28 protein-coding genes are annotated in these 26,335 nt (G+C 60.0%); 17 read left to right on the top strand and 11 right to left on the bottom strand.

Annotation, left to right across the window (positions count from 1 at the left end; genetic code table 11):
- Positions 1 to 514 precede the first annotated feature (514 nt).
- A complete protein-coding gene (gene coq7 / locus Q1M54_RS15080; protein WP_300558873.1) occupies positions 515 to 1,138 on the top strand; it encodes a 2-polyprenyl-3-methyl-6-methoxy-1,4-benzoquinone monooxygenase in 624 nt (207 codons plus the stop codon).
- 7 nt (positions 1,139 to 1,145) lie between these two features.
- Here coq7 and Q1M54_RS15085 read toward each other — a convergent pair whose 3' ends face one another.
- On the bottom strand, positions 1,146 to 1,598 hold the full coding sequence (locus tag Q1M54_RS15085) for an OsmC family protein (protein WP_300558876.1): 453 nt from the start codon (positions 1,596 to 1,598) through the stop codon (positions 1,146 to 1,148).
- A gap of 333 nt (positions 1,599 to 1,931) precedes the next feature.
- Here Q1M54_RS15085 and ilvA point away from each other — a divergent pair, with 333 nt between their 5' ends.
- Positions 1,932 to 3,479, top strand: coding sequence for a threonine ammonia-lyase, biosynthetic (gene ilvA, locus Q1M54_RS15090; protein ID WP_300558879.1), 1,548 nt, complete (start codon positions 1,932 to 1,934; stop codon positions 3,477 to 3,479).
- 10 nt (positions 3,480 to 3,489) lie between these two features.
- Here ilvA and Q1M54_RS15095 read toward each other — a convergent pair whose 3' ends face one another.
- The gene (locus Q1M54_RS15095; protein WP_300558882.1) at positions 3,490 to 3,960 is read right to left on the bottom strand and encodes a general secretion pathway protein C; all 471 of its coding nucleotides are present in this window, start codon (positions 3,958 to 3,960) and stop codon (positions 3,490 to 3,492) included.
- Between the two features lie 21 nt (positions 3,961 to 3,981).
- Between Q1M54_RS15095 and gspG the strand changes: the two genes are divergently transcribed.
- From gspG to Q1M54_RS15160, 13 genes are read left to right on the top strand one after another with little or no spacing between them, the layout of a single operon-like run.
- Positions 3,982 to 4,431, top strand: coding sequence for a type II secretion system major pseudopilin GspG (gspG, locus tag Q1M54_RS15100; RefSeq protein ID WP_300558884.1), 450 nt, complete (start codon positions 3,982 to 3,984; stop codon positions 4,429 to 4,431).
- Positions 4,406 to 4,888 carry a prepilin-type N-terminal cleavage/methylation domain-containing protein gene (locus Q1M54_RS15105; RefSeq protein WP_300558887.1) on the top strand — a complete coding sequence of 161 codons (483 nt, stop codon included), beginning with the start codon at positions 4,406 to 4,408 and terminating at the stop codon, positions 4,886 to 4,888. The genes gspG and Q1M54_RS15105 overlap by 26 nt, the downstream gene beginning before the upstream one ends.
- Positions 4,885 to 5,259: a type II secretion system minor pseudopilin GspI gene (gene gspI / locus Q1M54_RS15110; protein ID WP_300558890.1), complete on the top strand. Its 375-nt coding sequence runs from the start codon at positions 4,885 to 4,887 to the stop codon at positions 5,257 to 5,259. Before Q1M54_RS15105 ends, gspI begins: the two co-directional genes overlap by 4 nt.
- Entirely contained in the window at positions 5,256 to 6,035 is a 780-nt protein-coding gene (locus Q1M54_RS15115) for a prepilin-type N-terminal cleavage/methylation domain-containing protein (RefSeq protein WP_300558892.1), read from the top strand. Before gspI ends, Q1M54_RS15115 begins: the two co-directional genes overlap by 4 nt.
- Complete coding sequence (gene gspK, locus Q1M54_RS15120; protein WP_300558894.1) at positions 6,032 to 7,048, top strand: type II secretion system minor pseudopilin GspK; 1,017 nt, start codon at positions 6,032 to 6,034, stop codon at positions 7,046 to 7,048. The genes Q1M54_RS15115 and gspK overlap by 4 nt, the downstream gene beginning before the upstream one ends.
- 7 nt (positions 7,049 to 7,055) lie before the next feature.
- Positions 7,056 to 8,309: a type II secretion system protein GspL gene (gene gspL / locus Q1M54_RS15125; RefSeq protein ID WP_300558897.1), complete on the top strand. Its 1,254-nt coding sequence runs from the start codon at positions 7,056 to 7,058 to the stop codon at positions 8,307 to 8,309.
- Positions 8,306 to 8,827, top strand: a complete 522-nt coding sequence (gene gspM, locus Q1M54_RS15130) for a type II secretion system protein GspM (protein ID WP_300558901.1) — start codon at positions 8,306 to 8,308, stop codon at positions 8,825 to 8,827. The genes gspL and gspM overlap by 4 nt, the downstream gene beginning before the upstream one ends.
- A 5-nt stretch (positions 8,828 to 8,832) precedes the next feature.
- Complete coding sequence (gene gspN, locus Q1M54_RS15135; RefSeq protein ID WP_300558904.1) at positions 8,833 to 9,675, top strand: type II secretion system protein N; 843 nt, start codon at positions 8,833 to 8,835, stop codon at positions 9,673 to 9,675.
- 32 nt (positions 9,676 to 9,707) lie between these two features.
- Complete coding sequence (gspD, locus tag Q1M54_RS15140; protein WP_300558907.1) at positions 9,708 to 11,855, top strand: type II secretion system secretin GspD; 2,148 nt, start codon at positions 9,708 to 9,710, stop codon at positions 11,853 to 11,855.
- Between the two features lie 15 nt (positions 11,856 to 11,870).
- Positions 11,871 to 13,277, top strand: a complete 1,407-nt coding sequence (locus tag Q1M54_RS15145; RefSeq protein WP_300558909.1) for an ATPase, T2SS/T4P/T4SS family — start codon at positions 11,871 to 11,873, stop codon at positions 13,275 to 13,277.
- A 30-nt stretch (positions 13,278 to 13,307) separates the two neighbouring features.
- Entirely contained in the window at positions 13,308 to 14,111 is an 804-nt protein-coding gene (locus Q1M54_RS15150; RefSeq protein WP_300558912.1) for a MipA/OmpV family protein, read from the top strand.
- A gap of 10 nt (positions 14,112 to 14,121) precedes the next feature.
- Positions 14,122 to 15,360 carry a type II secretion system inner membrane protein GspF gene (gene gspF, locus Q1M54_RS15155; RefSeq protein ID WP_300558914.1) on the top strand — a complete coding sequence of 413 codons (1,239 nt, stop codon included), beginning with the start codon at positions 14,122 to 14,124 and terminating at the stop codon, positions 15,358 to 15,360.
- Between the two features lie 36 nt (positions 15,361 to 15,396).
- A complete protein-coding gene (locus Q1M54_RS15160; RefSeq protein WP_300558916.1) occupies positions 15,397 to 16,296 on the top strand; it encodes a 5'-nucleotidase in 900 nt (299 codons plus the stop codon).
- An 11-nt stretch (positions 16,297 to 16,307) separates the two neighbouring features.
- Here Q1M54_RS15160 and Q1M54_RS15165 read toward each other — a convergent pair whose 3' ends face one another.
- The 7 genes from Q1M54_RS15165 to tyrS form a co-directional block, all read right to left on the bottom strand.
- Positions 16,308 to 16,949: a DUF3299 domain-containing protein gene (locus Q1M54_RS15165; RefSeq protein ID WP_300558919.1), complete on the bottom strand. Its 642-nt coding sequence runs from the start codon at positions 16,947 to 16,949 to the stop codon at positions 16,308 to 16,310.
- A gap of 19 nt (positions 16,950 to 16,968) precedes the next feature.
- Positions 16,969 to 18,288 (bottom strand): ABC transporter permease, encoded by a 1,320-nt coding sequence (locus Q1M54_RS15170; RefSeq protein ID WP_300558921.1) that lies wholly within the window; start codon positions 18,286 to 18,288, stop codon positions 16,969 to 16,971.
- Positions 18,285 to 18,956, bottom strand: a complete 672-nt coding sequence (locus tag Q1M54_RS15175) for an ABC transporter ATP-binding protein (protein WP_300558924.1) — start codon at positions 18,954 to 18,956, stop codon at positions 18,285 to 18,287. Before Q1M54_RS15175 ends, Q1M54_RS15170 begins: the two co-directional genes overlap by 4 nt.
- Before the next feature lie 66 nt (positions 18,957 to 19,022).
- Positions 19,023 to 19,961 carry a DMT family transporter gene (locus Q1M54_RS15180; RefSeq protein WP_300558927.1) on the bottom strand — a complete coding sequence of 313 codons (939 nt, stop codon included), beginning with the start codon at positions 19,959 to 19,961 and terminating at the stop codon, positions 19,023 to 19,025.
- A 73-nt stretch (positions 19,962 to 20,034) separates the two neighbouring features.
- Positions 20,035 to 20,478 carry a D-aminoacyl-tRNA deacylase gene (dtd, locus tag Q1M54_RS15185; protein ID WP_300558930.1) on the bottom strand — a complete coding sequence of 148 codons (444 nt, stop codon included), beginning with the start codon at positions 20,476 to 20,478 and terminating at the stop codon, positions 20,035 to 20,037.
- On the bottom strand, positions 20,475 to 21,401 hold the full coding sequence (locus Q1M54_RS15190) for a cation diffusion facilitator family transporter (protein ID WP_300558933.1): 927 nt from the start codon (positions 21,399 to 21,401) through the stop codon (positions 20,475 to 20,477). Before Q1M54_RS15190 ends, dtd begins: the two co-directional genes overlap by 4 nt.
- Positions 21,402 to 21,450: 49 nt before the next feature.
- On the bottom strand, positions 21,451 to 22,683 hold the full coding sequence (tyrS, locus tag Q1M54_RS15195; protein ID WP_300558935.1) for a tyrosine--tRNA ligase: 1,233 nt from the start codon (positions 22,681 to 22,683) through the stop codon (positions 21,451 to 21,453).
- A gap of 142 nt (positions 22,684 to 22,825) precedes the next feature.
- Here tyrS and Q1M54_RS15200 point away from each other — a divergent pair, with 142 nt between their 5' ends.
- The gene (locus tag Q1M54_RS15200) at positions 22,826 to 24,292 is read left to right on the top strand and encodes a M23 family metallopeptidase (RefSeq protein ID WP_300558938.1); all 1,467 of its coding nucleotides are present in this window, start codon (positions 22,826 to 22,828) and stop codon (positions 24,290 to 24,292) included.
- Positions 24,293 to 24,365: 73 nt separating this feature from the next.
- Complete coding sequence (locus tag Q1M54_RS15205) at positions 24,366 to 25,514, top strand: anhydro-N-acetylmuramic acid kinase (RefSeq protein ID WP_300558941.1); 1,149 nt, start codon at positions 24,366 to 24,368, stop codon at positions 25,512 to 25,514.
- 33 nt (positions 25,515 to 25,547) lie between these two features.
- Here the strand turns inward: Q1M54_RS15205 and erpA are convergent, their stop codons facing one another.
- Both erpA and rpsI read right to left on the bottom strand, forming a co-directional pair.
- A complete protein-coding gene (gene erpA, locus Q1M54_RS15210; protein WP_300558944.1) occupies positions 25,548 to 25,913 on the bottom strand; it encodes an iron-sulfur cluster insertion protein ErpA in 366 nt (121 codons plus the stop codon).
- A gap of 168 nt (positions 25,914 to 26,081) precedes the next feature.
- A partial coding sequence (rpsI, locus tag Q1M54_RS15215) for a 30S ribosomal protein S9 (protein WP_300558948.1) occupies positions 26,082 to 26,335 on the bottom strand: 254 nt, incomplete at its 5' end.

Consider the following 26,335-nt stretch of genomic DNA (forward strand, 5'->3'; position numbering starts at 1 on the left):
GGATGTGCCAGTTGTGGTGGCGATGGTAGAGCCTTTAGAAGCGGCTTGTGTGCCACCTGTAGAGGAAGCAGCGAAGTCCAAGTTACCGGAAATGGTCACTGTGGATTGAGCGATAGCGGCGCCCGAAACTGCCAGAACAGCCAGAGCAATCAGAGTTTTTTTCATTGCAAATTTCTCCAAGGTTAAAAAAGGGCCTAGATCAGATGGGTGACTATCACCCTTCGAGACCCTGAGCCAACCTCCAATTCAGGAAGTTGTGTGTATTCCACCAGAGGTAAATGACTTCGCCAAGACATATGCGAAAGATTAGCTGTTTTTGTTGTTGGCATGCAACATACCATGGTACTTACCCTAAAACCGTCTCATGGAAAATCTGTTTTCCCAATAAATTCAATAACTTCCAAGAAGTTTTGAATTGAAAACATCAGAACCGGCAAAAGTAATTCACCAGTTCACTCAGCGATCATGGACCGTGCCGCTGACAGCCTGACGGCCAGGTGAGTAAACTTTGTCCATGATGAATGCTTTGATACTGGCCACAGACAGCGCTTTGCGCACCCTGTTTGCCGAGCCTCGTGCCAGCCGCCCAAATCCTGCCGCCCAAGTGGCCGATTTGGAACTGAGCGACGCTGAACGCCGCCAGTCAGGTGCCCTCATGCGCATCAACCACGTGGGTGAGGTGTGCGCCCAAGCGCTTTACACAGGACAAGCCTTGGCTTGCCAGAGCCCCGCAATGCGTGCCCAGTTGGCCGAAGCCAGCCGCGAGGAGACAGACCACTTGGCCTGGACACAACAACGTCTAAATGACCTGAATGACCGCCCTTCTTGGCTCAATCCGCTTTGGTATGCAGGCGCTTTTGCCATTGGGTTTGCCGCTGGCAAGCTGGGTGGCGATAAGGTGAGTTTGGGTTTTGTGGTGGAGACCGAGCGGCAGGTCGAAGCGCATTTGCAAAGCCATATGGACTTGCTGCCAGCGTCCGACTTGGCATCGCGCGCCATTGTGTCGGCCATGAAGGATGACGAGATCGCCCACGCCCAAATGGCGCAACAAGCGGGTGCCGTGGAGCTGCCCGCCCCGGTCAAGTCACTGATGCAAGCCGCTGCCAAGGTCATGACAACGGTGGCACACCGGGTTTAACTGCGTTTTAAGCGGCCTCCACCACCTCAAAACTGGTGGTGATCTCAGCAGTTTTGCCGATCATGATGCTGGCCGAGCAGTATTTGTCGTGGCTCATGGCGATGGCGCGCTCGACGGCACTGGCAGGCACGCCTTTGGCCGTGACTGTGAAATGCATGTTGATGCGGGTGAACACTTTGGGGTCCACTTCGGCGCGTTCGCTTCTGAGCTTGACGCTGCAGCCGCGGACGTCGTGACGTCCGCGCTTCAAAATCAGCACCACGTCATAAGCGGTACAACCGCCCGTGCCAGCCAAAAGCATTTCCATGGGACGGGGGGCGAGATTTTGGCCGCCGTTTTCTGGCTTGGCTGCGTCTGGTGCGCCGTCCATGGAGACCATATGGCCTGAGCCAGTTTCGGCCAAAAAGCCCATTCCAGAGCGGGTGCCGGCAGCGCCGGTCCAGGTGACTGTGCATTCCATGATTTTTTCCTTCAATGATTAAGGCGTGTCTTGCCGCAGGCTGGTCAGGATGTTACCCAAACCGGTCATAGCCAAGCATGGCATGTGATCTTGCGCAAACTGCGGCTTACAAAACCCACTTTTTTTATTTTCTGAGGGCTATTTCTGCTGCATTGCAACAATTCAAGCCTACAATTGCGAACAAGCGTGCTTTTTTAGCTCGCACCGGTTGTCTCCTCCACCCTCTGAAAAGGTGGATTTGCCCCAAGTTGCAAGACTTGGGGCATTTTTTTGGCCGTTATCATTAAGTCCACTCTTTTAAGGCGAGGCGGTACGCCTGCCATTGCACCGGACATGACCACTCCACACCTGAACCCCGCCGATTACCTGATCAAGATCCTCAACGCCAAGGTGTATGACGTGGCGACCGAGTCCGCCTTGGAAACGGCCAAAAACCTGTCCAAGCGCTTGGGCAACCAGGTGCTTTTGAAGCGCGAAGACCAGCAACCTGTTTTCAGTTTCAAGCTGCGCGGGGCCTACAACAAGATGGCGCACCTGAGCCCGGAGCAACTCAAAAAAGGCGTGATCTGCGCCTCGGCCGGCAACCACGCACAAGGCGTGGCGCTCAGCGCCAGCAAACTGGGCACCCGCGCCGTGATCGTCATGCCCACCACCACGCCGCAGGTCAAGATCGATGCGGTCAAAGGGCTGGGCGGTGAAGTGGTGCTGTTTGGTGACAGTTACTCCGACGCCTACAACCATTCGCTGGCCTTGCAAAAAAAGCAGGGCCTGAGTTTTGTGCACCCATTTGACGACCCGGACGTGATCGCGGGCCAAGGGACGATTGCCATGGAGATGCTGCGCCAGCACCAAGGGCCGCTGCATGCGGTGTTTGTGGCGATTGGCGGCGGCGGCCTCATCAGCGGCGTGGCCAACTACATCAAGGCCGTTCGCCCGGGCGTCAAGGTCATTGGCGTGCAAATGAACGACTCGGACGCCATGATCCAGTCAGTCGCCGCCCAAAAGCGCGTGACTTTGGCTGATGTGGGCTTGTTCTCTGACGGCACAGCCGTGAAGCTGGTGGGTGAAGAGACTTTCCGGGTGGCCAGCAATTTGGTGGACGAGTACATGAAGGTGGACACCGATGCGGTGTGCGCGGCCATCAAAGATGTGTTTGTGGACACCCGCTCGATCGTGGAGCCTGCAGGCGCACTGGCCGTGGCCGCCATCAAACAGTATGTGGCGGCGCACAAATGCAAAGGGCAGACCTTTGCAGCCATTTTGTGCGGCGCCAACATGAACTTTGACCGCCTGCGCTTTGTGGCTGAACGGGCCGACGTGGGTGAAGAAAAAGAAGCGCTGTTTGCGGTGACCATTCCGGAAGAGCGCGGCAGCTTCAAACGCTTTTTGGAGCTGATTGGCAGCCTGCCCGGTGGGCCGCGCAATGTGACCGAGTTCAACTACCGCATGAGCGATTCGGACAAAGCCCATGTGTTTTTGGGTCTGAGCACGCACGGCAAAGGCGAAAGCAGCAAGATCACCGCCAAATTCGACAAGCAACAGTTCAAAGCGATTGACCTGACGCACGACGAACTGGCCAAAGAGCATATCCGCCACATGGTGGGCGGGCATTCGGCCTTGTCACAAGACGAACGCCTGCTGCGTTTTGAGTTCCCCGAGCGCCCCGGCGCACTGCTCAAGTTCTTGAGCCTGATGCGCCCGGGCTGGAACATCAGCCTGTTTCACTACCGCAACCAAGGCGCCGATTACGGCCGCATTTTGGTGGGCCTGCAAGTGCCCGCCAAAGACGACAAAGCCTTTGGCAAGTTCCTCAAAACGCTGGGGTATCCGTATGCGGAAGAGACGGACAACCCGGTTTATCGGTTGTTTTTGCGAGCCTGATGCAATAGTGTCAAGGCGCCTTGCTTTGACCCTGTAACGTCAACGAAAAACCGCCAGCGCCTCCAACTGCAGGCCCCAAATTGGCTTGTTTGGCACTCAGGCTGATCAATATCACCCCATCGGCCAATGTTTGTCCCAAGCGAAACGCTTTGGGTGGCTGCCCATCCACCGAGATCAAAGCACTTCCTTGACCTGATGCGCTTGCAATCACGCCCATCAGCTGAAAGCGGCTGGACAAAGCCACGCTGACTTCGGGTAATGCCGATTGAACACCCCACACCCGGGCGGACTGTGAAGCAACGTCATGGACCAACACCGAGCTGGCGTTGGGGGTCGTGGTGACCGGGATCAGGCGTGCACCAGACTCCGTTGGAAATTTCAACACCCAAAAAACAAGCCCGGCCGCGGCAACGCACCAGATCAAAGCATTGAATGCATTGAGCCTAAAGGCTTGAACTGGCTTGTTATGGATTTGTAACATGGGCAGATTATGATTCAAGGCATGCAAAATTCAGCCCTCTCCCATCAGCGCCCCGCCGCCCGCCGCCAACGCGGCTTCACCCTGATCGAGTTGATGGTCGTGTTGGCCATCATTGGCGTGCTGGCCGCGCTGATCGTGCCGAATGTGCTGGGGCGTGCCGACGATGCGCGCATCACCGCCGCCCGCACCGATGTGGGCAATTTGATGCAGGCGCTCAAGCTTTACAAATTGGACAACCAGCGCTTTCCTACACCCGAACAAGGTTTGAGGGCCTTGGTGTTGCGGCCCACCACAGAGCCCGTGCCAGCCAACTGGAAGCCCTACCTGGACAAATTGCCCAACGACCCTTGGGGCCGCCCTTACCAGTACATGAACCCCGGCATCCGCAGCGAGGTCGAGATCTTGTCCTTTGGCGCTGACGGTCAGGCCGGTGGCGAGGGCAACAATGCGGACATTGGCAGCTGGCAATAAGCGCCGCCCCGCCCCGCCCCGGGGCTTCACCCTGATGGAGCTGTTGGTGGTGGTGGCCTTGATCGCGGTGGCCACTGCCGGCGTGAGTTTGTCGCTGCGCGACAGCGCCGACAGCGCCCTCGAGCGCGATGCCGAGCGGCTAGCGGCCTTGCTGGAAACGGGCCGCGCCCAATCCCGCGCCCAAGGCGTGCCGGTGGTTTGGCAAACTTCGAATACGGGCAATACGTTTGAATTTGCAGGCTTGCCACCACCCGGTTTGCCGCGCACATGGCTGAACGGCAACACCCGCGCCATACCCGGCTCCCGTGTCATTTTGGGGCCAGAACCTTTGATCGAACCTCAGGCTTTGGCGCTGTCAAACGCCAACGCGCCTGGCAAAAGTTTGTGGGTGGTGACCGACGGCTTGCAGCCTTTCAAGGTGCAAAGCACACCCGACACCACCCGGGGCAGGCCATGAGGACGCGTCCAGTGGCCAAGCTATCCCTTGGTTTCACCTTGATCGAGGTCTTGGTGGCTTTGGGCATCACCGCGGTGGCACTGATGGCGGGTTTGCAGGCCACTGGTTCGCTCAGCCGCAACGCCGAGCGACAAACTGTGAGCATGCTGGGCCAAATTTGCGCTGAAAACGAACTGATTGCCCTGCGTTTGCGCCGCCAGTTGCCTGACACCGGCAACCGCAGCGTGGACTGCACGCAGGCGGGGCGTTTGTTGCAGGTCGAAATCTCGGTGCGGCCCACCCCCAATCCCAATTTCAGGCGGGTCGATGCGCGCGTGCTGGAGCAAGGCAGTTATGTGTTGCAGGTGTCCACCGTGATGGGGCGGCAGTGAGGGTACAAAGGACCACCCGAGCCGTGCAAGGCTTCACCCTGATCGAGGTCTTGGTGGCCATCAGCGTCATGGCTTTGATGAGCTTGATGGTCTGGCGCGGCCTGGACGGCATGCTGCGCACGCAAAGCAGCCTGCAAACCCGAGCAGACGAAGTGCGCACATTGCAAGCTGGGCTGGCCCAGTGGCAAACCGATTTGGACCAATTGGCCGAGTTGCCCGGCACCCCCAGTTGGGACTGGGATGGTCGGGTGCTGCGGCTGACGCGGCGCAGTGCCGAAGCACCTGCCAATACCAACACCAACACCAACACCACCGCAAACAACGACGCCAACACCGTTGCCAGCATCCCCGGGGCCAGCGTCAGGGTGGTGGCTTGGACATGGCGCACCGACCCAGGCCGCCCAGGCGGCGGTGATTGGCTGCGCTGGCAGTCTGGCCCTTTGAGCCAACGCCAAGACTGGCAAACCGCTTGGAACACCGCCCAGCAATGGGGCCAAACCCCCAACGACAGCACGCGGGCAGGCCAGGTGCAGATCCACCCCTTGTCGGGGTGGCAGTTGTTTGTGCACCGGGGCGGCAGCTGGGCCAACCCTTTGTCCAGCGATGTGGTGACCCCGAACCCTGCACAAGCGGGCAACCCCGCCGGGCGCAACACCCCCGGCCAAACCACACCCGACGGCGTGCGGCTGGTGCTGAGACTGCCGCCGGGGGCAGCAGGCACCGGCACACTCAGCATGGACTGGGTGCGCCCCACTTTGTCAGGCGCGCCCTCATGAGTCGCCTCGCCACGCAAAGGGGTGCAGCCTTGCTCACGGCCATGCTGGCTGTGGCCCTGGTGACCACTCTGGCCAGTGCCGCTTTGTGGCAGCAGTGGCGACAAGTGGAGATCGAAACCGCCGAGCGCGGGCGCAGCCAAACCAGCCTGATGATGACCGGCGCCATGGACTGGACGCGTTTGATCTTGCGCGAAGACGCCCTATCGGCCCAAGGCGCAGAGGCAGACCATTTGGGCGAGCCTTGGGCCTTGCCGGTGCAAGAGTCCAAGCTGTCGACCTTTTTGTCGCAAGACCAGCAATGGCGCGAAGGCGATGCCGAGGTGTTTTTGTCGGGGCAGATCACCGACGCCCAATCGCGCATGAATGTGATGAACCTGCTGGACAACGGACGGGTATCACCCAAAGCCTTGGCTCGGTTTGCCGTGCTGTTTGAGCGCCTGAACCTGCCCTTGGCCGAGCTGCAAACCTTGGCCCAACAACTTGAGCGCAGCCAACAAAGCATCGCACCGTTTGCCGCAGGCAGCGCAGTGCCTGAGGGGGCAGCTTCTGCTTCGTCCCCTGCTGCCGCCTCTTTGGCCGGACCCTTGATGCCGCAGCAAACCGCCCAATTGGTTTGGCTGGGTTTGAGTCCTGCCAGCCTGAAGGCCTTGCAGCCGCACATCACGGTGCTGCCCGAGGCCACGCCCGTCAACCTGAATACGGCTTCGGCCGAAGTCATGTCGGCTGCCATACCTGGGCTGGACTTGGCCTCAGCACGGCAACTGGTGCAGCGGCGCCAGCGCGGCCACTGGGCCAGCCTGAATGCCGTCCAGCAAGCGCTAGGGCCATCCGGTCGCCTGCTTGATGAACAGCAGCACAGCGTGCGCAGCCGCTATTTCGAGGTGCATGGCCGCATACGCATCGACAACGTGGTGCAGCAAGAACTGGCGTTGGTGCGCCGCGAAGGCAGCCAAGTGCGCATGCTCTGGCGCATCCAAAGCCCGATGATGCGTCACACCGCCCCTCTACAATGATTCGGACATGCGCACCCTGATCGTCCAACTGCCCCACGACTTGCCGGACCCCGCCATGGCTTACCCCCATGCCGTGGTGGGGGACGACCCCATGGCGCAGGCGCTCAAATTGCAATGGGCGGCCAACAGTTTGTTGCCCCGCCCTGCCGCGCCTGCAGAGACGGTGGCCCTGGTGCCTGCTGCGGCATTGTCTTGGCACCGGGTTGAGCTGCCCGCTGGCTTGCACAAGCAGCCTGCACGTTTGCAAGCGGCCTTGCAGGGTGTGCTTGAAGACCGGCTGCTGGACGACCCCAGCCAATTGCACTTGGCTTTGCAGCCCGACTGGCACAACTTGGCACGTCCCTGGGTGGCGGTGTGTCACCGCGCTTGGCTGAGCGCCCACTTGCAGGCGCTGGAGCAAGCGGGTGTGCAGGTGCACCGCATCGTGCCCGAATTTCACCCGCCCTCAGACACTGCGCCTACACGCATCACCGCTTTGGGCGATACAGACAGCGCTTGGATTTGGGTGAGCCATGCCGAACGAGGCGTCTGGGGGCAAGCCTTCAAGGCTGACACCGCGCAGCTGCCCGCTTTGGGTCTGAGCGACGAAGAACGTGAACTGACCGTTGTTCAGGCAGAGCCCGGTGTGGTGAAAACGGCCAGCGGATGGACAGAAAGCTCCGCACGCCTCATGGCACCAGGCCAACATTGGTTGGACGCCGTCGGCTCAGATTGGGATTTGGCCCAGTTTGAACTGCGGGCCAACGCGCAGACGCGGCGGCTCAAACAACTGCAACGCAGCTTGGACAGCGCCTGGCGCAGTCCCGCCTGGCGTCCGGCTCGCTGGGGTGTGCTGCTTCTGCTGGTCATCCAGTTGCTGGGGCTCAATGCCTGGGCCTGGAAAACACGCGCCGACTGGCAGGCCCAACAACAAAGCTGGGGCCATATGCTGCGCGAAACTTTTCCACAAACCCAAGTGGTGGTGGATGCGCCTTTGCAAATGGCCCAGCAAGTAGAACGCCTGCGCCAAGGCTCGGGCCAACTGGGCGCGGGCGACCTGGAAGCCATGTTGGCGGTCTTGGGCCAGGCCTTGCCAGCCGACCTGGCAGCGCCACGGCAATGGACATACCAAACGGGTCAATTGCGCGTGCAAGGCTTCAAACCCTCGGCCTCGCAGCAGCAAAGCCTGCAACAAAACCTGAGCACCCAAGGCTACCAATGGCGCGCTGAAGGTGATGTCTGGCTGATGCGCACGAACACCCCACAGGAGGCCAAGCCATGAGCCCCCACACTTCATGGCAAGCAGCGCAAAAAAGCGCATCCCAAGCCTGGCGTCAGGCTTGGGATGCACGCAACCCCCGCGAAAAAACCCTGTTGCGCGCAGCAGCCATCTTTCTGGCGGTTGTGGTGGTGTGGCAGTGGGCTTGGGCCCCCGCTTGGCGCACCTGGCAAGAGGCCCCTGCCCGCCAAGCCGCACTCGACAGCCAGACCCAACGCATGCTGCAGTGGCAAGCGCAAGCGAATGGCCTGCAAAAACCATCGACCATTTCGCGCGCCGAAGCGACGCAATGGCTGGAAAAAAGCCTGTCTGAATTGGGACCCAATGCCAAAGTCAGCCTATCGGGGGACAACATGACTCTGCGTGTCGAAGCGGCTCCAGCCTTGGCCATGGCCCGTTGGTTGAGCCAGGTGCGTGATAACGCCCAAACTTTGCCTCAGCAGGCCCAAATGCAACAAATCTCCAGCACTTCGACCAGCGAGGTGCTGTGGCAAGGCACTGTGGTGCTGCGATTGCCCTGAACACCATGCCGATTCACACACGCCCTTCATCACCCCCACTTGGCCCAAGCCAGGCTTTGGGATTGGGTGTGCGGCCCGTTTGGCGTCATGCGGTATGGGGATCGCTCTTGGGCATGGGCATTGCGGTGGCCGTGTGGGCGCCTGCCAGCTGGCTGGCTTGGGGCGTGAACAAAGCCAGTCAAGGCCAAGTGCAATGGCTCAACCCCCGAGGCACGGTGTGGCAAGGTTCTGCGCAATTGGTGTTGAGCGGCGGCGCGGGCAGCCGAGACGCACAGGCCTTGCCAGGTCGCTTGCATTGGACACTGGCCCCCACCTGGAGTGGTGCACGTTGGGGCTGGCAAGCCGACTGCTGCATGGCACAAGCGGCCAGCGTGCAAGTGGGCCTGGGTTGGAACCGTTTGCAGGTGCAGGTGGGCGACCATGCCTCGGTTTGGCCTGCTGCCTTGCTGACAGGCCTGGGCGCGCCTTGGAACACCCTGCGAGCCGATGGCCAGTTGCAGCTGAACACCCGCTCGGTACAGCTGCTTTGGGCGCAAGGCCGCATGCAAATGCAAGGTCAGCTTGAGTTGAACCTGCAAAACATGTCGTCAAGCTTGAGCCCCATCAAACCCATGGGCAGTTACCGCATTGCGCTGTCGGGCACGCCCGAGGGTACGGCCACCCCCAGCTTGCAGTTGAGCACCTTGCAAGGGCCCTTGATGCTGTCGGGTCAAGGCCAATGGGTGGGCCAACGCCTGCGCTTTACCGGCGAAGCCAGCGCACAAGAGGGCCAAGAGGCCGCTTTCGACAACCTTCTGAACATTCTGGGCCGCCGTCAAGGCGCGCGCAGCCTGCTTTCTTTGGGATGAACCCGCTTCATCCGAAAACCATGCGCCAAGCCATGCACAACACATCCTTTCACCCCCAAACGCCCACCGTTCAACGCCAACTTTTGGGGTCACAGACGCTGCGTTGGCAACACGCTGTTTGGGCCTTGGCCTGCGTGACAGCCTTGGCTTTGAGCACACCCTCGGTATTGGCTCAAGCCTCTCGCAAAGAGCCCGTGACCCTGAACTTTGTCAACGCTGAAATCGACGCCGTCGCGCGCACGCTGGCCACGTTGTCCGGGGCCAATGTGGTGGTGGACCCGCGGGTCAAAGGCACGATGTCGTTGTCCAGCACGGTGCCGGTGCCACCCGCCCAAGCGCTGCGTTTGTTTGCAGCGCAGCTGCGCACGCAGGGCTTTGCATTGGTGGAGTCGGCCGGTTTGTACACGGTGCTGCCCGAAGCTGAGGCCAAACTGCAAAGCAGTACCGTCACTGCTGGGGCAGTACCTGTCAAAAGCGGGCAAATCGTGACGCAGATATTTCAACTTAACCACGAAAATGCCAACAACCTGGTGCCCGTGCTCAGGCCGCTCATCAGCCCCAACAACACCATCAACGTGAACCCGGGCACCAACGCTTTGGTGATCACCGATTACGGTGATAACCTGCAGAGACTGGGCCGCATCATCGCAGCCCTCGACGTGGCCAACGCGACCGGGGTGGAGGTGATCCGCCTGCAGCACGGCATCGCGGGTGAACTGGCCCCCATGGTGCAACGCCTGATCGATTCGGGCGCAGCCGCAGGCACAGGGGCACCTGCAGCGCAAGGCCAAACCGACACGGCTTTCAGAACCACAGTGCTGCCAGAGGTGCGCACCAATTCGCTGATCATCCGCGCGGCCAACCCCGCCCGTTTGTCGCTGGTGCGCAGCTTGGTGGTGCAACTGGACCAGCCCAGCGCCACCGGTGCGCGTGCGGCCAGCGGCAACATCCATGTGGTGTACCTGAAGAACGCCGACGCCACCAAACTGGCCGTCACCTTGCGGGCAGCCATATCGGCCCAGGGCAACACGGCTTTGCCCGGCAACATCAACAGCAGCTTGCCGACCACCCCACCGGCACCCACGGGCAGCACGCTCGGCCAAAACAACGCCACCCAGCAGGTTTCAACCGGTGGCCAAATCCAGGCCGACCCGGCCACCAACGCCTTGATCATCACCGCGCCGGAGCCACAGTACCGCCAGTTGCGTGCCGTCATAGACATGCTGGACCAGCGCCGGGCGCAGGTGTTTGTCGAGAGTTTGATTGCCGAAGTCAGCGCCGACAAAGCCGCCCAGTTTGGGGTGCAGTGGATGAGTGGCACGGGAACCGGCAGCAACACGGTCGGTCTGTTGGGCACCAACTTCGGGACTGGCAACACCAACCTGCTGAATATTGCTGCAGGTGCGGCAGCAGGAACGCTGGTGGCGCCGACGGGGCTGAATGTGGCACTGGGCCAACAACGCAATGGTGCGTTGGCCTTGGGAGCCGTCGCTCGGTTTTTACAAAGCGACGGCAACAGCAATGTGTTGTCGACACCCAATTTGCTGACCTTGGACAACGAGGAAGCCAAGATCGTGATCGGTCAAAACGTGCCTTTTGTCACCGGTTCTTTTACCAGTGCTGGGCAAGGTGCGACCAATCCTTTCACGACGGTTGAGCGCAGAGACGTGGGTCTGACCCTCCGAGTCAAACCTCAAATCAGCGAAAACGGCACCGTCAAAATGCAAATTTACCAAGAGGTCAGCAGCGTCGATCAAAACTCGACCAGCTCGCCAACAGGCTTGATCACCAACAAACGCTCCATCGAGTCGCATGTTCTGGTTGAAGACGGTGCCATCGTGGTGCTGGGTGGTTTGTTGCAAGACGACACCAACAACAACCAAGAGAAGGTTCCCGGTCTGGGCAACATGCCGTTTTTTGGCAACCTCTTCAAAGCCGAATCGCGACGCCGCAAAAAAACCAACCTGATGGTGTTTTTGCGACCGGTGGTGGTGCGCGATGGCGCGGCCACAGAGGCTTTGTCCAGAGGGCGTTACGAGCTGATGCGCATTGACCAACAAGGCTTTCAGCCTGAGGCCACCAGCACGCTGCCCATCAGCGGATCGGCGGTGCTGCCTGCTTTGGGCGTGACAACGCAGCCAGTGGCTCCTCCATCAGCACCGCCCGCTGCACGACCTTGAGTCCCAGGCTGCGCCATGACTTATCCATTGCCTTATTCCTTTGCCCGCGCGCACCAGCTGTTGCTCGAAAGCGATGGCCAAAGGCTGTACCTGAGCCTGTGCGACGCCAGTGACCGCTCAGCCTTGTCTGAAGTGACGCGCAAGTTTTCGGGCCAAGGCTTGCAGTTGCAGTCTTGCACACCTGCCGAATTGGCGCAGCGCATTCACCAAGCTTATTCGGGAGGGCAAGCCCACGGCGCTTCCATGGCCGCCGCTGTGGTCAGCGAAGTCGAATCTGAGGCCGACCTGTCGCGCATGATGCAAGAGTTGCCGGCCGTCGAAGACCTGCTGGAGGCCAGCGACGACGCGCCCATCATCCGCATGCTCAATGCCTTGTTGACCCAAGCGGCTCGCGATGGCGCCAGCGACATCCACATCGAACCCTATGAGCGCCATTCGAGTGTGCGCTTTCGCATAGACGGCACACTGCGTGAGGTTGTACAACCGAATCGGGCGCTGCATGCCGCATTGATTTCGCGCCTGAAAATCATGGCCGAACTCGACATCGCAGAAAAACGTTTACCGCAAGACGGTCGCATCAGCCTTCGCCTGGGGTCCCGGGCCGTCGACGTGCGCGTCTCGACCCTGCCCAGCGCGCACGGCGAACGCGCCGTACTGCGTCTGCTGGACAAGAGCGAGGCGCGTTTGACCCTGGAGGCGGTGGGCATGCAAGGGCGTGTACTGGCGCAAATTGACCAACTGATTGCCCAACCGCACGGCATTTTGCTGGTGACCGGTCCCACAGGTTCTGGCAAAACCACCAGCCTGTATGCCGCTTTGCAGCGGCTGGACGCCACGCGCAACAACATCATGACGGTGGAAGACCCGATCGAGTACGAGCTGCCCGGCGTGGGCCAAACGCAGGTGAACAACAAGATCGACCTGAGCTTTGCCAAAGCGCTGCGGGCCATTCTGCGGCAAGACCCGGACGTGATCATGATCGGTGAGATCCGCGATCACGAGACCGCACAAATCGCGATCCAGGCTTCGCTAACAGGCCACTTGGTGCTGGCCACACTGCACACCAACGACGCCGCCAGCGCGGTCAACCGCTTGATCGACATGGGTGTGGAGCCGTTTTTGCTCAGCTCCTCGCTCCTGGGGGTGCTGGCCCAGCGCTTGGTACGCAAGCGTTGCAACGCTTGCGCGGGTGCAGGTTGCGACGCCTGCGGTCAAACCGGCTATGCCGGACGCACTGGCGTGTTCGAGTTGCTGGTCGCCAGCGAAGAAATCCGTGCCCAAATCCACAACCGGGCGGCCGAAGCCGAGCTGCGCACCACCGCTTTGGCGCAAGGCATGGTGCTGATGCGTGAAGACGGTCAGCGTTTGGTCGATGCAGGCATCACCAGCGCAGAAGAGCTGTTGCGCGTCACGCGCGACTGACGCGCCATGCCTGGTGTGCGCGCTTTTCGAATGTCCCCATTTTTGCGGGTTTTGGGTGTTGGGTGCCTATTGGTTTGGATGGTCTCCACCCGCGTGAACGCCAACCCACATGCTGTCGAACCTGCACCCGCAGACAAGCCAACACCCCCTTGGCTTTACACCCTGGGCGTCAAAGTTCAAAGCCATGATGTGGCGGGTACCGGCACCTCTGTGGTTTTGCGCCCCATACTGGGTTTGCGTTACGGACGTTGGCGCCTCGGTCACCCCACAGGCACCGAATGGCTGAGTTTCAGCGGGTACCGCAAAGAGTCGAGCCTGGCATACCAATGGCGTGACGATGATCGGCTGAAAGTGGGGCTGTCTTTGCGGGTGCAGAACCTCCAAGACAACAGCTCTTTTGATGGGTTTTCCTCGGGCCAAAACACTTTGCGCGGTCGGGTGAGCGTGAACTACAGGCTGAACCCGCGCTGGTCGCTGGGCAGCGACCTCACGCAAGACCTGATGGACCGAGGCGATGGCACCACCGTGTCGGTGGGCGCTTCTTATGGCTTGCCTTTGGGCGATCGCAGCGCGCTCAACCTGAGTGCGGGCCTGAATTGGGCCACCGCCGACCATTGGGCTACCCAGTGGCGCCAAGCCCCTGCACCCGCAGAGCCTTGGCAAGCCGGACTGGGCTCGTTGGGTGTGGGCATGAGTTACCGCTACGCCCTGACACCCCAATGGGCTTGGTTTGGTACGCTGGGCACATCCCGCCCATTGGGGCAGGTGCAAACCATCAGCCCCCACAACCTCAACTGGCAGGGCCAGATGGGCTTGCTTTACTTCAGCCGTTGAGATTTGTCCCATGCCCGCCTATCGTTTTGAAGCCCTGCAAGCCGATGGTGCCCTGCGCAAAGGCACGCTCGAGGCCGACAGCCTGAAAACAGCGCGCGGGCAATTGCGAACCCAGTCGCTGGTGCCGCTGTTGGTCGAGCCTATTGCATCGGGCGCTGCAACCGAGGCCAGCCATGCCCTGCCTTGGTGGCAACGCCCCATTGGCGGTGGTCGCGCTTTCAGCACCAGCCAACGCGCGGTGTGGACACGCCAATTGGCCGGACTGGTGAGCAGCGGCCTGCCCGTTGAACGCGCTTTGGCCGCCCTGACCGAAGAGGGTGAAGACGACAAACAGCGCCACCTGATGGCGGCCATCCGCGCCGAAGTCAATGCAGGCAGCACCTTGGGCCGCGCTTTGGCGCAATACCCGCAAGAGTTTCCTGCGATTGACCGCGCCGTGATCGCTGCTGGTGAACAAAGCGGTCATTTGGGCGATGTGCTGAACCAATTGGCCAACGACCTCGAAGACCAACAACTGCTGCGCTCCAAGCTGTTGTCGGCCTCGCTGTACCCGGCCATCGTGAGCTTGGTGGCGTTGGCGATTGTGATTTTTTTGGTCACCTCGGTGGTGCCGCAAGTGGCCGGGGTGTTTGCGGGCACCAAACGCCAGCTGCCAGGCCTGACGGTGGCCATGCTGGCCATCAGTGACTTGGTGCGCACATGGGGCTGGCTGATGCTGTTGTTGTTGGCGGGGGGGGTGATCACCTTTCGCTTGGCCCTGCGCCAACAAGCCCTGCGTTTGCGTTTTGACGCTGCTTGGTTGCGTTTGCCCTTGATTGGCCGTTTGGCTCGGGGTTACAACAGTGCCCGGTTTGCCTCGACGCTGGCCATGCTCACAGCGGCCGGTGTGCCCATCCTCAAGGCCTTGCAGTCAGCAGCAGACACCCTGTCCAACCAGGCCTTGCGCGCCGATGCCCTCGAAGCGCTGGTGCGCGTGCGCGAGGGCGCACCCTTGGGCACAGCGCTGGCGCAAAACGCCCGTTTTCCAAGCTTGCTGTCGATGTTTGCACGCTTGGGCGAGCAAACTGGCCAATTGCCGGTGATGCTGCAGCGAGCCGCGCAGCAACTGTCCAGCGAAGTGCAGCGCCGCGCCATGGCGCTGGCCACGGTGCTCGAACCTTTGCTGATCGTCGCCATGGGCGGCATGGTGATGCTGATCGTGTTGGCGGTGCTGATGCCCATCATGCAACTCAACCAGTGGGTCAAGTGAGCGATGATGTCAGCCTGTTTGATCAAGGAGTGAACCATGCCCGCAAGCCTTGAAGGCCAACTCGTCGTGGCCATTTCTTCCCGAGCCCTGTTTGACTTTGAGGAGGAGAACAGGCTGTTTGAGCAAGGCGACGACCGGGCTTACATGAAGTTGCAACTCGATCGCCTGGAAGCACCCGCCAAACCTGGCGTGGCCTTTTCTTTGGTGCGCAAGTTGTTGGCGTTCAACGATGCCGATGCGCAACGTGTCGAAGTAGTGATCCTCTCTCGCAACGACCCTGTCTCAGGCATGCGGGTGTTTCGCTCGGCGCAGCATTACGGTCTGCCGATTCAGCGCGGCAGCTTCACACGCGGGCAGCCACCGTGGCGTTACCTCAAGCCGCTCAATGCCAACTTGTTTTTGTCCACCCATTTGTCGGACGTGCGCGCGGCTTTGGGCGCGGGCGTGCCTGCCGCGCAGGTTTACCCCCATTCGGCTTTGGCCTCTGAGGCGCACCCGCACGAAGTGCGCATCGCCTTTGATGGTGATGCGGTGCTGTTTTCAGACGAGGCCGAGCGGGTGTTTCAGGCCGAAGGGCTGTCGGCTTTTCAGGCCCATGAGCGGGACAAGGCGGGGCAACCCCTTTTGGCCGGACCTTTCAAACCTTTGCTGGCCGCCTTGCACCGCTTGCAACAAGAGGGAACACCGGCCATGCGTGTGCGCACCGCTTTGGTCACAGCCCGCAGTGCTCCGGCGCACGAACGCGCCATCCGCACGCTGATGGACTGGAACATCGAGGTGGACGAGGCGATGTTTTTGGGTGGCTTGGCCAAGGGCGAATTTTTGCGTGAATTTGAGCCTGACTTTTTCTTTGATGACCAAACCGGTCACATCGAATCGGCGGCCCGGCATGTGCCTTCGGGCCATGTGGCGTCTGGGGTGTCCAACCCTGACTGATTTTTACAGTCTCAGCGTTTTTTCTCGGTGTAAGGAGCAACTTGCCGGGCTTCGATCCGGTAACCCGCCACCCCCATGTGCGAGTCGGTTTTGGTGGCGCTCATGGGGCCGGTCACCCACACCACATCCATCAAGCGCAGTCGCTTGGCAGGTTTGCTGAGCACCACATGAACGATCTGGTTGGCCGGGGGCGGGGGTGAATGGATGCAGGCCCCAAAATATGGCACCAACAAAAACTCTTTCATGCCATCGGGCAGGTCCTCAAGGGGCACCACATAACCCGGCAGGCGCAGGTTTTGGCCCAACACCAAGGGGTTGATGGGCGCGTTGTCCCACATTTTGCGCATTTTTTGCAGCGCCTCTTCGGCCTTGGGGTCGTTGTCTTTGAGTGAGTCCAGGTTCAAGGCCTTGAGGTCTTTGAAAGGGTCCCAACCGGCCGGGATCAGCTGCTCCCAGCCAATGGTGCGAACTGGACCCGGCAGGCTGGCGCCCGTGGGCGGGGCTTCCGACGACAAGGCAGGTTGTATTTGCGGCACCAATTCACGGGCGGTTTCGCGCACGCTTTGGCCCAGCACCAAGCCGGGCAGCATGCCCCAAAGACCCAAGCTCAGGCTCAGGCTCACGGCTCTGACAGCTGCGCGGCGGTTATTCATTCTGAGGGGCACTTTCATCTCATACACGCGGTGACAAGCCATCTGCCAAAGACCAGCGATAAGCCTGCCAGGCTGGGCCCAGACTGGCCAAAAGGCCCGCCAACAACACGGCCACCAGCAATGCCCACTGTGTGGGCAAGGGGGCCGACATTTGCAAGCGGATGCCGAGCTCTTGCTGCAGCCAAGGCGTGGCCAGCGCCATGCCCACTTGCGCCAACAAAACGCCCAGCAACACCCCCGCGCAGGTGATCCAAAACCCTTCAAGCGTGAGCAAACCCAGCACGTGGCGCGGCCCCGCACCGACGGCCCGCAACACCGCGAGTTCTCGGCGGCGCTCATTCAGGCCCGCCAGCACCACCGCCATCAGCGAGACCATGCTGACCAGTGCCACCAAGGCTGACACGGCCAACAAGGCGTTTTCACCCAGACCCAACACCGCCCACAACTCACCCAGGGCCACGCCGGGCATCACGCCCATCAGGGCTTCGGCTTCGAAAGCGTTCACAAAGCGCTGCACGTTGAACACGGCCGCCCGGGTTTTGAGGCCCACCAAAGCCGCCGTCACGGCTTGGGGCTCCAAGTTGAATTTGCGCGCTTGGTCAGCGGGGATCTGACCACCCGGCAGGGGTGCGCCCGCTACCCATTCGAGGTGCAAGGCCTCCAGGGCCTGCAGGCTGACATGGACTGTGCGGTCGACCGGGGTGCCAGTAGGTGCCAAGATGCCGACCACTTTGAAAGGCTTGTCGTCATGGCTGGGGGATGCAGGGCTGGCGGGCGCATGGCTATGGCCATGAGAATGACCATGGTCATGGTCATCCATTCCATGACCGAGCGTGATGCTTTGGCCCAAGGCGTAGCCCATTTTGCGCGCCACCTCGGACCCGATCACCGCTTCGTACAAGCCATCGAGGGTGTCTGCAAACACCGCGCCTTGCTGCAAGACCAACGGTTGTTTGTCGCCATACGCAAAATGCTGAAAATAGGCGGGCGTGGTGCCCAATACCGGATAGCCCCGGTGGGAGTCGCCCAAACTCAAGGGCACGACCCACGAGACCGAGCGGTGTTGCGCCAAGGCCTGCAAGCTTTTCATGGACATGCTTTGCGGCACGCTGCCAATGTGGAACACGGAAAACAGCATGAGCTGCACCGGGCTGCTGCGGGCGCCCACGATCAGGTCGACACCGCTGACCGACTGCGCAAAACTGCTGCGGATGTCGTGCCGCAAACGCTCCAAGGTCCAGAGCAAAGCCGTGGCCAGCGCCAACGACACCACCACCCAGACCAAAGTGCTGCGGCGGTTCCAGGCACTTTGCCGGGCGATGCTCAGCAAACTGTTCATGCCCGTAAACCCGCTTGTTGCAGGTCGGGCAAGGACCACTGCAGGCCAAAACGGGTCGCCTGTTGCGGGTCATGGCTGACGCAGACCAAGGTGCTGCCCGTGTCGTGCGCGGCCTGCATGAGCACGTCCATGAAGTCGTGGCGCAAAGCGGCATCGAGTGCCGAGGTCGGCTCGTCTGCCAAGATCAATTCAGGTTGGCCCATGAGGGCGCGGGCCGCTGCCACGCGTTGCTGCTGGCCCACCGACAAAGCGTCGGCACGGCGTGTCCACAACTCCTCAGGCAAGCCCATGCGCTGCAACCAGTTTTGGGCAGAGACCTCAGCCCCCCCTGCGGACAGGCAGCGCTCGTGTCGGCGCTTAGAAAAGTGGCAGGGCAAGGTCACGTTGTCGAGCACGCTCAAGTAAGGCAACAGGTTGAACTGCTGAAAAATCACGCCCACATGGTCGGCGCGAAAAGCGTCGCGCCGACCCGAAGGCAAAGCCGCCCAGTCTTGCCCGAGCAAAGACACGCTGCCGTGCTGCGGCGACAAAACGCCGGCCAGCAAACCCAAGAAGCTGCTTTTGCCGCAACCGCTGGGACCATGCAAAAACACAGTTTGGCCCTGCGCCAGGTGTAAACGGCCCAGCACCAAAGTGTCGGCCCCCCCGCGGGTCCAAGCAAATCGCATGGGCTCGATGTCGATCACGCAACTCCCCTTTTTATGAGACCGGGACAATATACCCGCTCAGGGGTTTCAGGTGGTTTTTCTCCGACCTTCCCTGCGGGCAATCCACACGGTGGCCCACAAGATGACAAAGGCCCCCAGCCATGTCGATTGGCTAGGAATGTCACCAAATACCAACCAGCCCAACACCGAAGCCCACACCAGGTCCAAAAAGCGCAGCGATTGGGTGGCGGAAATATCCGCCAGCGCAAAGGCCCGGGTCAGACAATAGTGGGCCAGCGTGCCGAGCACGCCAGTGGCCGCAAAAGCCAACCACTGCACAGGGGTCGGCATTTGCCAGTTGGGGATCGCCATAGGCAAACTGAGCACCGTCACCGTGAGGGCTTGCCAGAGCACGATGACGCCGGGTTTTTCGTAGCGGGTCAGCGCTTTGGTGATGAGGAACGACGCGGCGAACACCGGCGCCGAGGCCAGCATGACCAGGTTGTACCAACCGCCATCACCCGACATTTTGGGCAACACCACCACCAAGACACCGATGAATCCAATGATCGCCGCAATCCAGCGGTCTTTGCGCATGGGTTCGCCCAAAAACCAAGCAGCACCCAGCATGATGAAAATCGGCCCGGTGAAACCAATCGCGGTCATGTCGGCCAAGGATATTTTGGGCAAGGCCGTGAACCACAAAACCAAACCCAGTGTGTGAACGCCCCCTCGCCAAAACTGTCCTGCCAGGTTCACGGGCATGTAGGCCCGCCAGCCATCGCGAAAAACCCAGGGCAGGATCACCAGCAAGCCAAAGAGGTATCGCAGGAACTGCGATTGGTAAACATCCAAATGCAGGGTCAGGTCACGGGCGATGGTGTTGAGCAACGAAAACAAGAAGCCGCCCAGCACCATCCAGACCATGCCGCGCACCGCCACAGGCCAATTGGCGAATGTGCGCAAACCGCGCCGGTGGGCCAAGGACCACTGACGGCTGGGGTAAGAAGGTTTTCGGCGTTTCAAGCCAATACCCAGGGGGTGTTGTGCATCACATGGCCATCTTAGGCCGACAAAGCTGCAAATAAGGTCGCTTGGGTTACGCCATCATGCGCATCGGAATGGTCACCGGCCCATCGTTGACCAGCGCCACTTTCATGTCGGCGGCAAAGCGACCGGTTTGCACCAGCGGATGGGCCTGACGGGCCTGCGCCACAAAATGGTCATACAGTCGCCGTCCGTCCTCGGGCGAGGCTGCTTGGGTGAAGCTTGGGCGGTTGCCGCCCGCCACCTCGGCGGCCAAGGTGAACTGGCTCACCAACAGCAAACCGCCACCCACATCTTGCACGCTGCGGTTCATTTTTCCAGTTTCGTCGCCGAAGATGCGCAGCTTCAAGAGCTTGGTCAGTAATTTGTCGGCGACGGCTTCGGTGTCGCCCTTTTCGGCGCACAACAAGACCAACAAGCCATGGCCGATCTGGCCGATCACCTCGCCGTCCACACGCACACTGGCTTCGTTCACCCTTTGCAACAAGGCCATCATTTCAAATCCCTCGCATCGTCAAAATGGGCCTCCACATCGCTGGGCAACAGCTGGATGGTGGCCCGCAAACCGGGCACCTCGCTCATCAACGCCTGCTCAACGCTGCCGCGCAAAGCAGCAGCGCGGCCCAGCGTCCAAGCAGCGGGCATGTGCATGTGAACATCCACAAAACGCCGCTGTCCGGCTTTGCGGGTGTTCAAGTGGTCAAAGCGGATGATCTCGGTCTCGCCGCGCTGGTGCTCAAAGCTGGCCAACACCGCGTGAACTTGGGCCAAGACCTCGGGCTCAAGCGCTTCGTCCATCAAGCCTTGCGAGGAGCGCCAGATCAAGTGCCAGCCTTCTTTCAGGATGTTCAAGGCCACGCCAATGGCCACCACCGCATCCAACCACAACCAACCACTGACGGTGACCAGGACGATGCCCAGCACCACCCCGGCGGAAGTCCAAACGTCGGTGACCAAGTGACGCGCATCGGCTTCCAGCGCCAGCGAACGGTGTTGATGTGCGGCTCGAAACATCAACCAGGCCAACAAACCATTTAGCGCTGAGCTGCCCAACGACAAGGCCAAACCCCAACCCACCTGAGCAATAGGCTGCGGGTCGAACAAACGGTGAACCGCCACCCAGATGATGCCCAGGGCAGCCACGATGATGAGGATGCCTTCAAAGCCGGAAGAGAAGTACTCCGCTTTGTGATGGCCATACGGGTGGTCTTCGTCGGCGGGCCGGGCTGCGATCGTGACCATCATCAAACCGAATACCGCACTGGCCAGATTCACCAGCGATTCCATGGCATCCGACAACAAGCCCACCGAGTCAGTGAGCCACCAAGCGCCGGTTTTGAGGGCGATGGTGACCAAGGCCACCACCACCGAGGCCCACAGCATGCGTGTGGGGGTCATCCAGCTGTCGATTTTTTTCATGCGATGAGGATAACGCGGCACCACCCTTTTGCCGTGCGCCAGACCGCCATCAGGACAGCGTCACCTTGGCAAACTTGCGCTTGCCCACTTGGACCACATAGGTGCCGGCTTCGAGCTTCAGTCCCTTGTCGCTCACCACGCTGGAGTCGATCCGCACGCCGCCACCGTCGATCAGACGGCCCGCTTCGGTGGTGGAAGGCGCCAAGCCTGCCGACTTGAGCAAAGCCCCAATGCCCAAGGGGGCGCCCGAAAGACTGACCTCAGCAATATCGTCTGGCACGCCACCTTTGCTGCGGTTGATGAAATCCTGCTCGGCCGCATCGGCCGCCGAGACGCTGTGGAAACGGGCAGTGATCTCTTTGGCCAGCATGACTTTGGCGTCTTTGGGGTTGCGACCGCCTTCCACGTCTTTTTTGAGCGCCTCGATCTCGGCCATCGATTTGAACGAGAGCAGGGTGTACCAACGCCACATCAGGGTGTCCGAGATGCTCAGCACCTTGGCGAACATGTCGTTGGGGGCCTCGGCAATGCCGATGTAGTTGTTCTTGGACTTGGACATTTTGTCCACGCCATCCAAACCTTCGAGCAGCGGCATGGTCAAGATGCACTGCGTCTCTTGGCCATACTCGGCCTGCAGGTGGCGCCCCATCAGCAAGTTGAACTTTTGATCGGTACCGCCCAGTTCCAAATCGCTTTTGAGCGCCACAGAGTCGTAGCCTTGCATCAACGGGTACAAAAACTCATGCACGCTGATGGGGGTGCCAGCTTTGAAACGGTCGTGGAAGTCATTGCGCTCCATCATGCGCGCCACGGTGTACTTGGCCGCCAGCTGGATCATGCCCATAGAGCCCAAAGGTAGCGACCACTCACTGTTGTAGCGAATCTCTGTTTTACTGGGGTCCAGCACCAAGCTCGCCTGTTTGTAATAAGTCTCGGCATTGAGCTTGATTTGCTCTGGCGTGAGCGGTGGACGGGTGCTGTTGCGCCCGGATGGATCGCCGATGAGGCTGGTGAAATCGCCGATCAAGAAAATCACCTGATGCCCCAAATCCTGCAATTGGCGCATCTTGTTGAGCACCACGGTGTGGCCGATGTGGATGTCAGGCGCCGTTGGGTCCAAGCCCAACTTGATGCGCAAGGGGATGCCTGTGGCCTCGGATTTGGCCAGCTTTTGGAGCCAATCTTCCTTGGGAATCAGCTCCTCGCAGCCCCTCAAGGTGACGTCCAAAGCGTTCAGGGTCTTGTCCGTGACCGGAAATTTTGTAACAAGCGCTTGATTCATAAGGGTTTTTTCTGAAGTCAAATGGGTTTAGACCGGTACAATGTTCTCTTGTCTGAGGGTGGCCCATTTTAGGGCGCCCCGATTTTGACCCTCGCGCATGGGCGTTGTTTCACCGCACCCACTGCCGACAACCCTTCAATTGATGTCTTTTTTTGTTGCTCTCCAGTCTCGACTGGCCTCCCTGTTGATTGGTATTTTGTTCCTGAGCACAGCCGTGCTCGGCGCAGTGCTGGTCGGCGTGCAACGCATTTTGGGTTGGCTGGATGGACAACATCCTATGCTGACCGCCAGCACCCAGGCCTTTTCTCGCTGGTTGGCGCGCCACCCCAAAGCCATCAGCGCCAGCTTGGCTTCTTTGCTTTTGGCGGGCGGAGGCGGAGCATTCGCCATTGCCAATCTGGGCCCAGACATTTCCGATCAGCCGGTGGTCACCATCACAGTGCCTGTGGCCATTGCCCAACTTGAAGAACAGGTTCAATCCCTGGATTTGGTCACCATCAGCTTGACCCGCAGCGACACCACGCGCTCTGCCGATACGCCAGAGAGCCTGCTTCGTCGCTTGGGATTGGTGGATGCCGAAGCCGCCGTTTTCTTGCGCAACAACCCATTGGCCAAACAGGCCCTGCGTCAAGCGGGCCGCTCCGTGACCGCTGAAGCAGACAGCCAGCAGCGCCTGTTGGCTTTGCATGTGCGCTGGCTCAACAAAGAGTCAGACACTTTCTTCCAGCGCTTGGCCATCAAGCGCGGCGAAAAAGGCTTGCAGGCCGCGCTTGAGACATCGCCGATGAACACCAGCATCCGCATGACGGGTGGCACGGTGACACGGTCGCTCTACGATGCAGCCGACGAGGCCCGTTTGCCCGACACGGTGATCAACCAGATCACCCAGATTTTCTCCAACCAAATTGACTTTCACCGCACCCTGCGCAAAGGCGCACGCTTTTCGGTGGTTTATGAAGTTCTCGAGGCTGACGGTGAGCCGGTCCGCACTGGCCGCGTGTTGACCGCTGAAATCGACAACGGCAGCAACACCTACGAAGCCGTTTGGTTCCAAGAACCAGGCCAAAAAGGCAATTACTACAGCCTCGACGGCAAAAGCCTGAGCCGTGCTTATTTGGCATCTCCCGTACCGTTTTCTCGCAAGACCAGTGGCTTTGCCATGCGCCTGCACCCAATCTTCAAAACCCAGCAGGCTCACCGCGGCGTGGACTACGCAGCGCCCACAGGCACACCTGCCCAATCTGTGGGTGATGGTGTCGTCACTTTTGCAGGCGTACAAGGTGGTTATGGCAATGTGGTAGAAGTCCGCCACGGCACTGGTCACGCCACGTTGTATGCGCACCTGAGCAAAATCAACGTGCGCAAAGGTCAGACTGTCCAAAAAGGCCAAACCATTGGCGCGGTCGGCTCCACAGGGTGGTCCACCGGACCCCATTTGCACTTTGAATTTCGCGTCAACGGGGTTCACACAGATCCCCAAAAGATCATCCAGCAAGCCCAAGCTCTGCCTATTGCACCCGGCGCCATGCCCCGCTTCAATGCTCAAGTGGCACAGGCCAAAACCCAACTGTTGGCTGCTGCGCAAATGCGAGAAAGCAATAGCCAGTGATGACCAAGGGCCGCAAGGCCCTTTTTTAATGCACGGCGACCTCTCTGTTCACGATTTCGGTTCTGGTTTTTTCATGGCTCCAGCTTTTTTCATTGGCCTGATGTCTGGCACCTCCCTGGATGGCGTAGATGGCGTCATGGCTCAAATTGACAGGGCAGGGCGATTGAGGGTCACCGCCCATGCCTTTGTTCCTTTTGAAGCCTCATTTCGCGCCGACTTGCTGCAGCTCAACCAAAGCGGGCCAGACGAACTGCACCGCAGCGCTTTGGCTGGCAATGAGATTGCAAGGCATTACGCACAGGTCACTCAAGATCTTCTTCAAGCCACAAGCATGAAACCTGAAGAGGTGACGGCCATTGGTGCGCATGGTCAAACCGTGCGGCACCGCCCACTCGAGTTCGATGGCGATGCAGATCGCCGGCAAGCGGCCGTGGGCTACACACTGCAATTGATCAACCCTGCCCTGCTGGCCGAGTTGACGGGCATCGATGTGGTGGCAGACTTTCGCAGCCGCGATCTGGCCGCAGGTGGCCAAGGCGCCCCCCTGGTGCCTGCCTTTCACCAAGGCGTGTTTGGCCAACCCGCCACCTGTGTTGCCGTGCTGAACATTGGCGGCATCTCCAACCTCAGCGTGCTCCACGCCAATGGTCAGGTTCAGGGTTGGGACTGCGGCCCCGGCAATGCACTCATGGATTATTGGTGTGCACGGCACACAGGTCAGGCTTATGACCACAACGGCGCTTGGGCCGCGCAAGGTCATGTCAACCAGCTCTTGTTGGCGCAATGGATGACCGAAAGTTTTTTACAACGCTTGCCCCCGAAAAGCACTGGCCGCGATTTGTTCAACCCCGCTTGGCTTGAGCATCACATGGGTGCGCTTTCGGATTCCCATGAATGGGCGCCTCAAGATGTTCAAGCTACTTTGACGGAGTTCACTGCGCTCACCTGCGCTTCAGATGTCAAACGCCATGCTGCTGACGCGAAGTCATTGGTCGTGTGTGGTGGGGGCGCTCTGAACGCCCATTTAATGCGGCGACTGGTGCATCATTTGCCCGGTGTAACGGTCGTCAGCAGCGCTGATCGGGGCTTGCCGCCTTTGCAAGTCGAAGCAGCGGCTTTTGCTTGGTTGGCCTTTAAAAACATCCACCGTGAAACGGCCAGCCTCACAAGCGTTACGGGCGCCCGAGGCGCCCGTATTTTGGGGGCTGTTTACCCCCGTTGATGTTCGGCGAGCAGCGCTGGCCGATATCCGAAATCAGGTCGAAAAAGACGAGCCGCAGCCACAAGTCGATGTGGCGTTCGGGTTTTTGATGACGAACTGAGCGCCTTGCAAGTCTTCCTTGTAGTCGATTTCGGCACCAATCAGGTACTGGTAACTCATGGCGTCAATCAACAAAGACACCCCGTTTTTGCTCATGGTCGTGTCGTCTTCGTTGGTGATTTCATCGAAAGTGAAGCCATACTGGAAGCCTGAGCAGCCGCCGCCTTGCACAAACACGCGCAGCTTCAATTCAGGATTGCCTTCTTCAGCGATCAGGTCGGCGACTTTTGCAGCCGCGCTGTCGGTAAAGACAATCGGTTCAGGCATTACGGTCTGGATATTTTCAGCAAGAGCGCTCATGGTGTTTCTCCGGTTCAATGATAAATAGTATAGCGCGCTGGTCGGGAATTACCCAAGATCTTGGGCAGTAACGCTACTGCCCTCATGGGCTTTACCCCGACTCAGCGACCAAACAAAAAGCCGCCACGGCGAACCGGTGCGGCTTTTTGAAGAAGCAGAAAAAGCGGATTAACGCTTGGAGAACTGCTTACGGCGGCGAGCGGAGTGCAAGCCGACCTTTTTACGTTCGACCTCACGGGCGTCACGGGTGACAAAACCAGCTTGGCTCAGCATAGGCTTGAGCGAAGCATCGTAGTCAATCAGGGCGCGGGTGATGCCGTGGCGCGATGCGCCGGCTTGACCGGATTCGCCACCGCCGTGCACGTTGATCATGATGTCGAAAGTTTCGGCATGGTTGGTCAACATGAGGGGTTGCTTGGCGA

This window comes from Limnohabitans sp. Rim8 (assembly GCF_943326455.1).
Lineage (GTDB): Bacteria > Pseudomonadota > Gammaproteobacteria > Burkholderiales > Burkholderiaceae_C > Limnohabitans_A.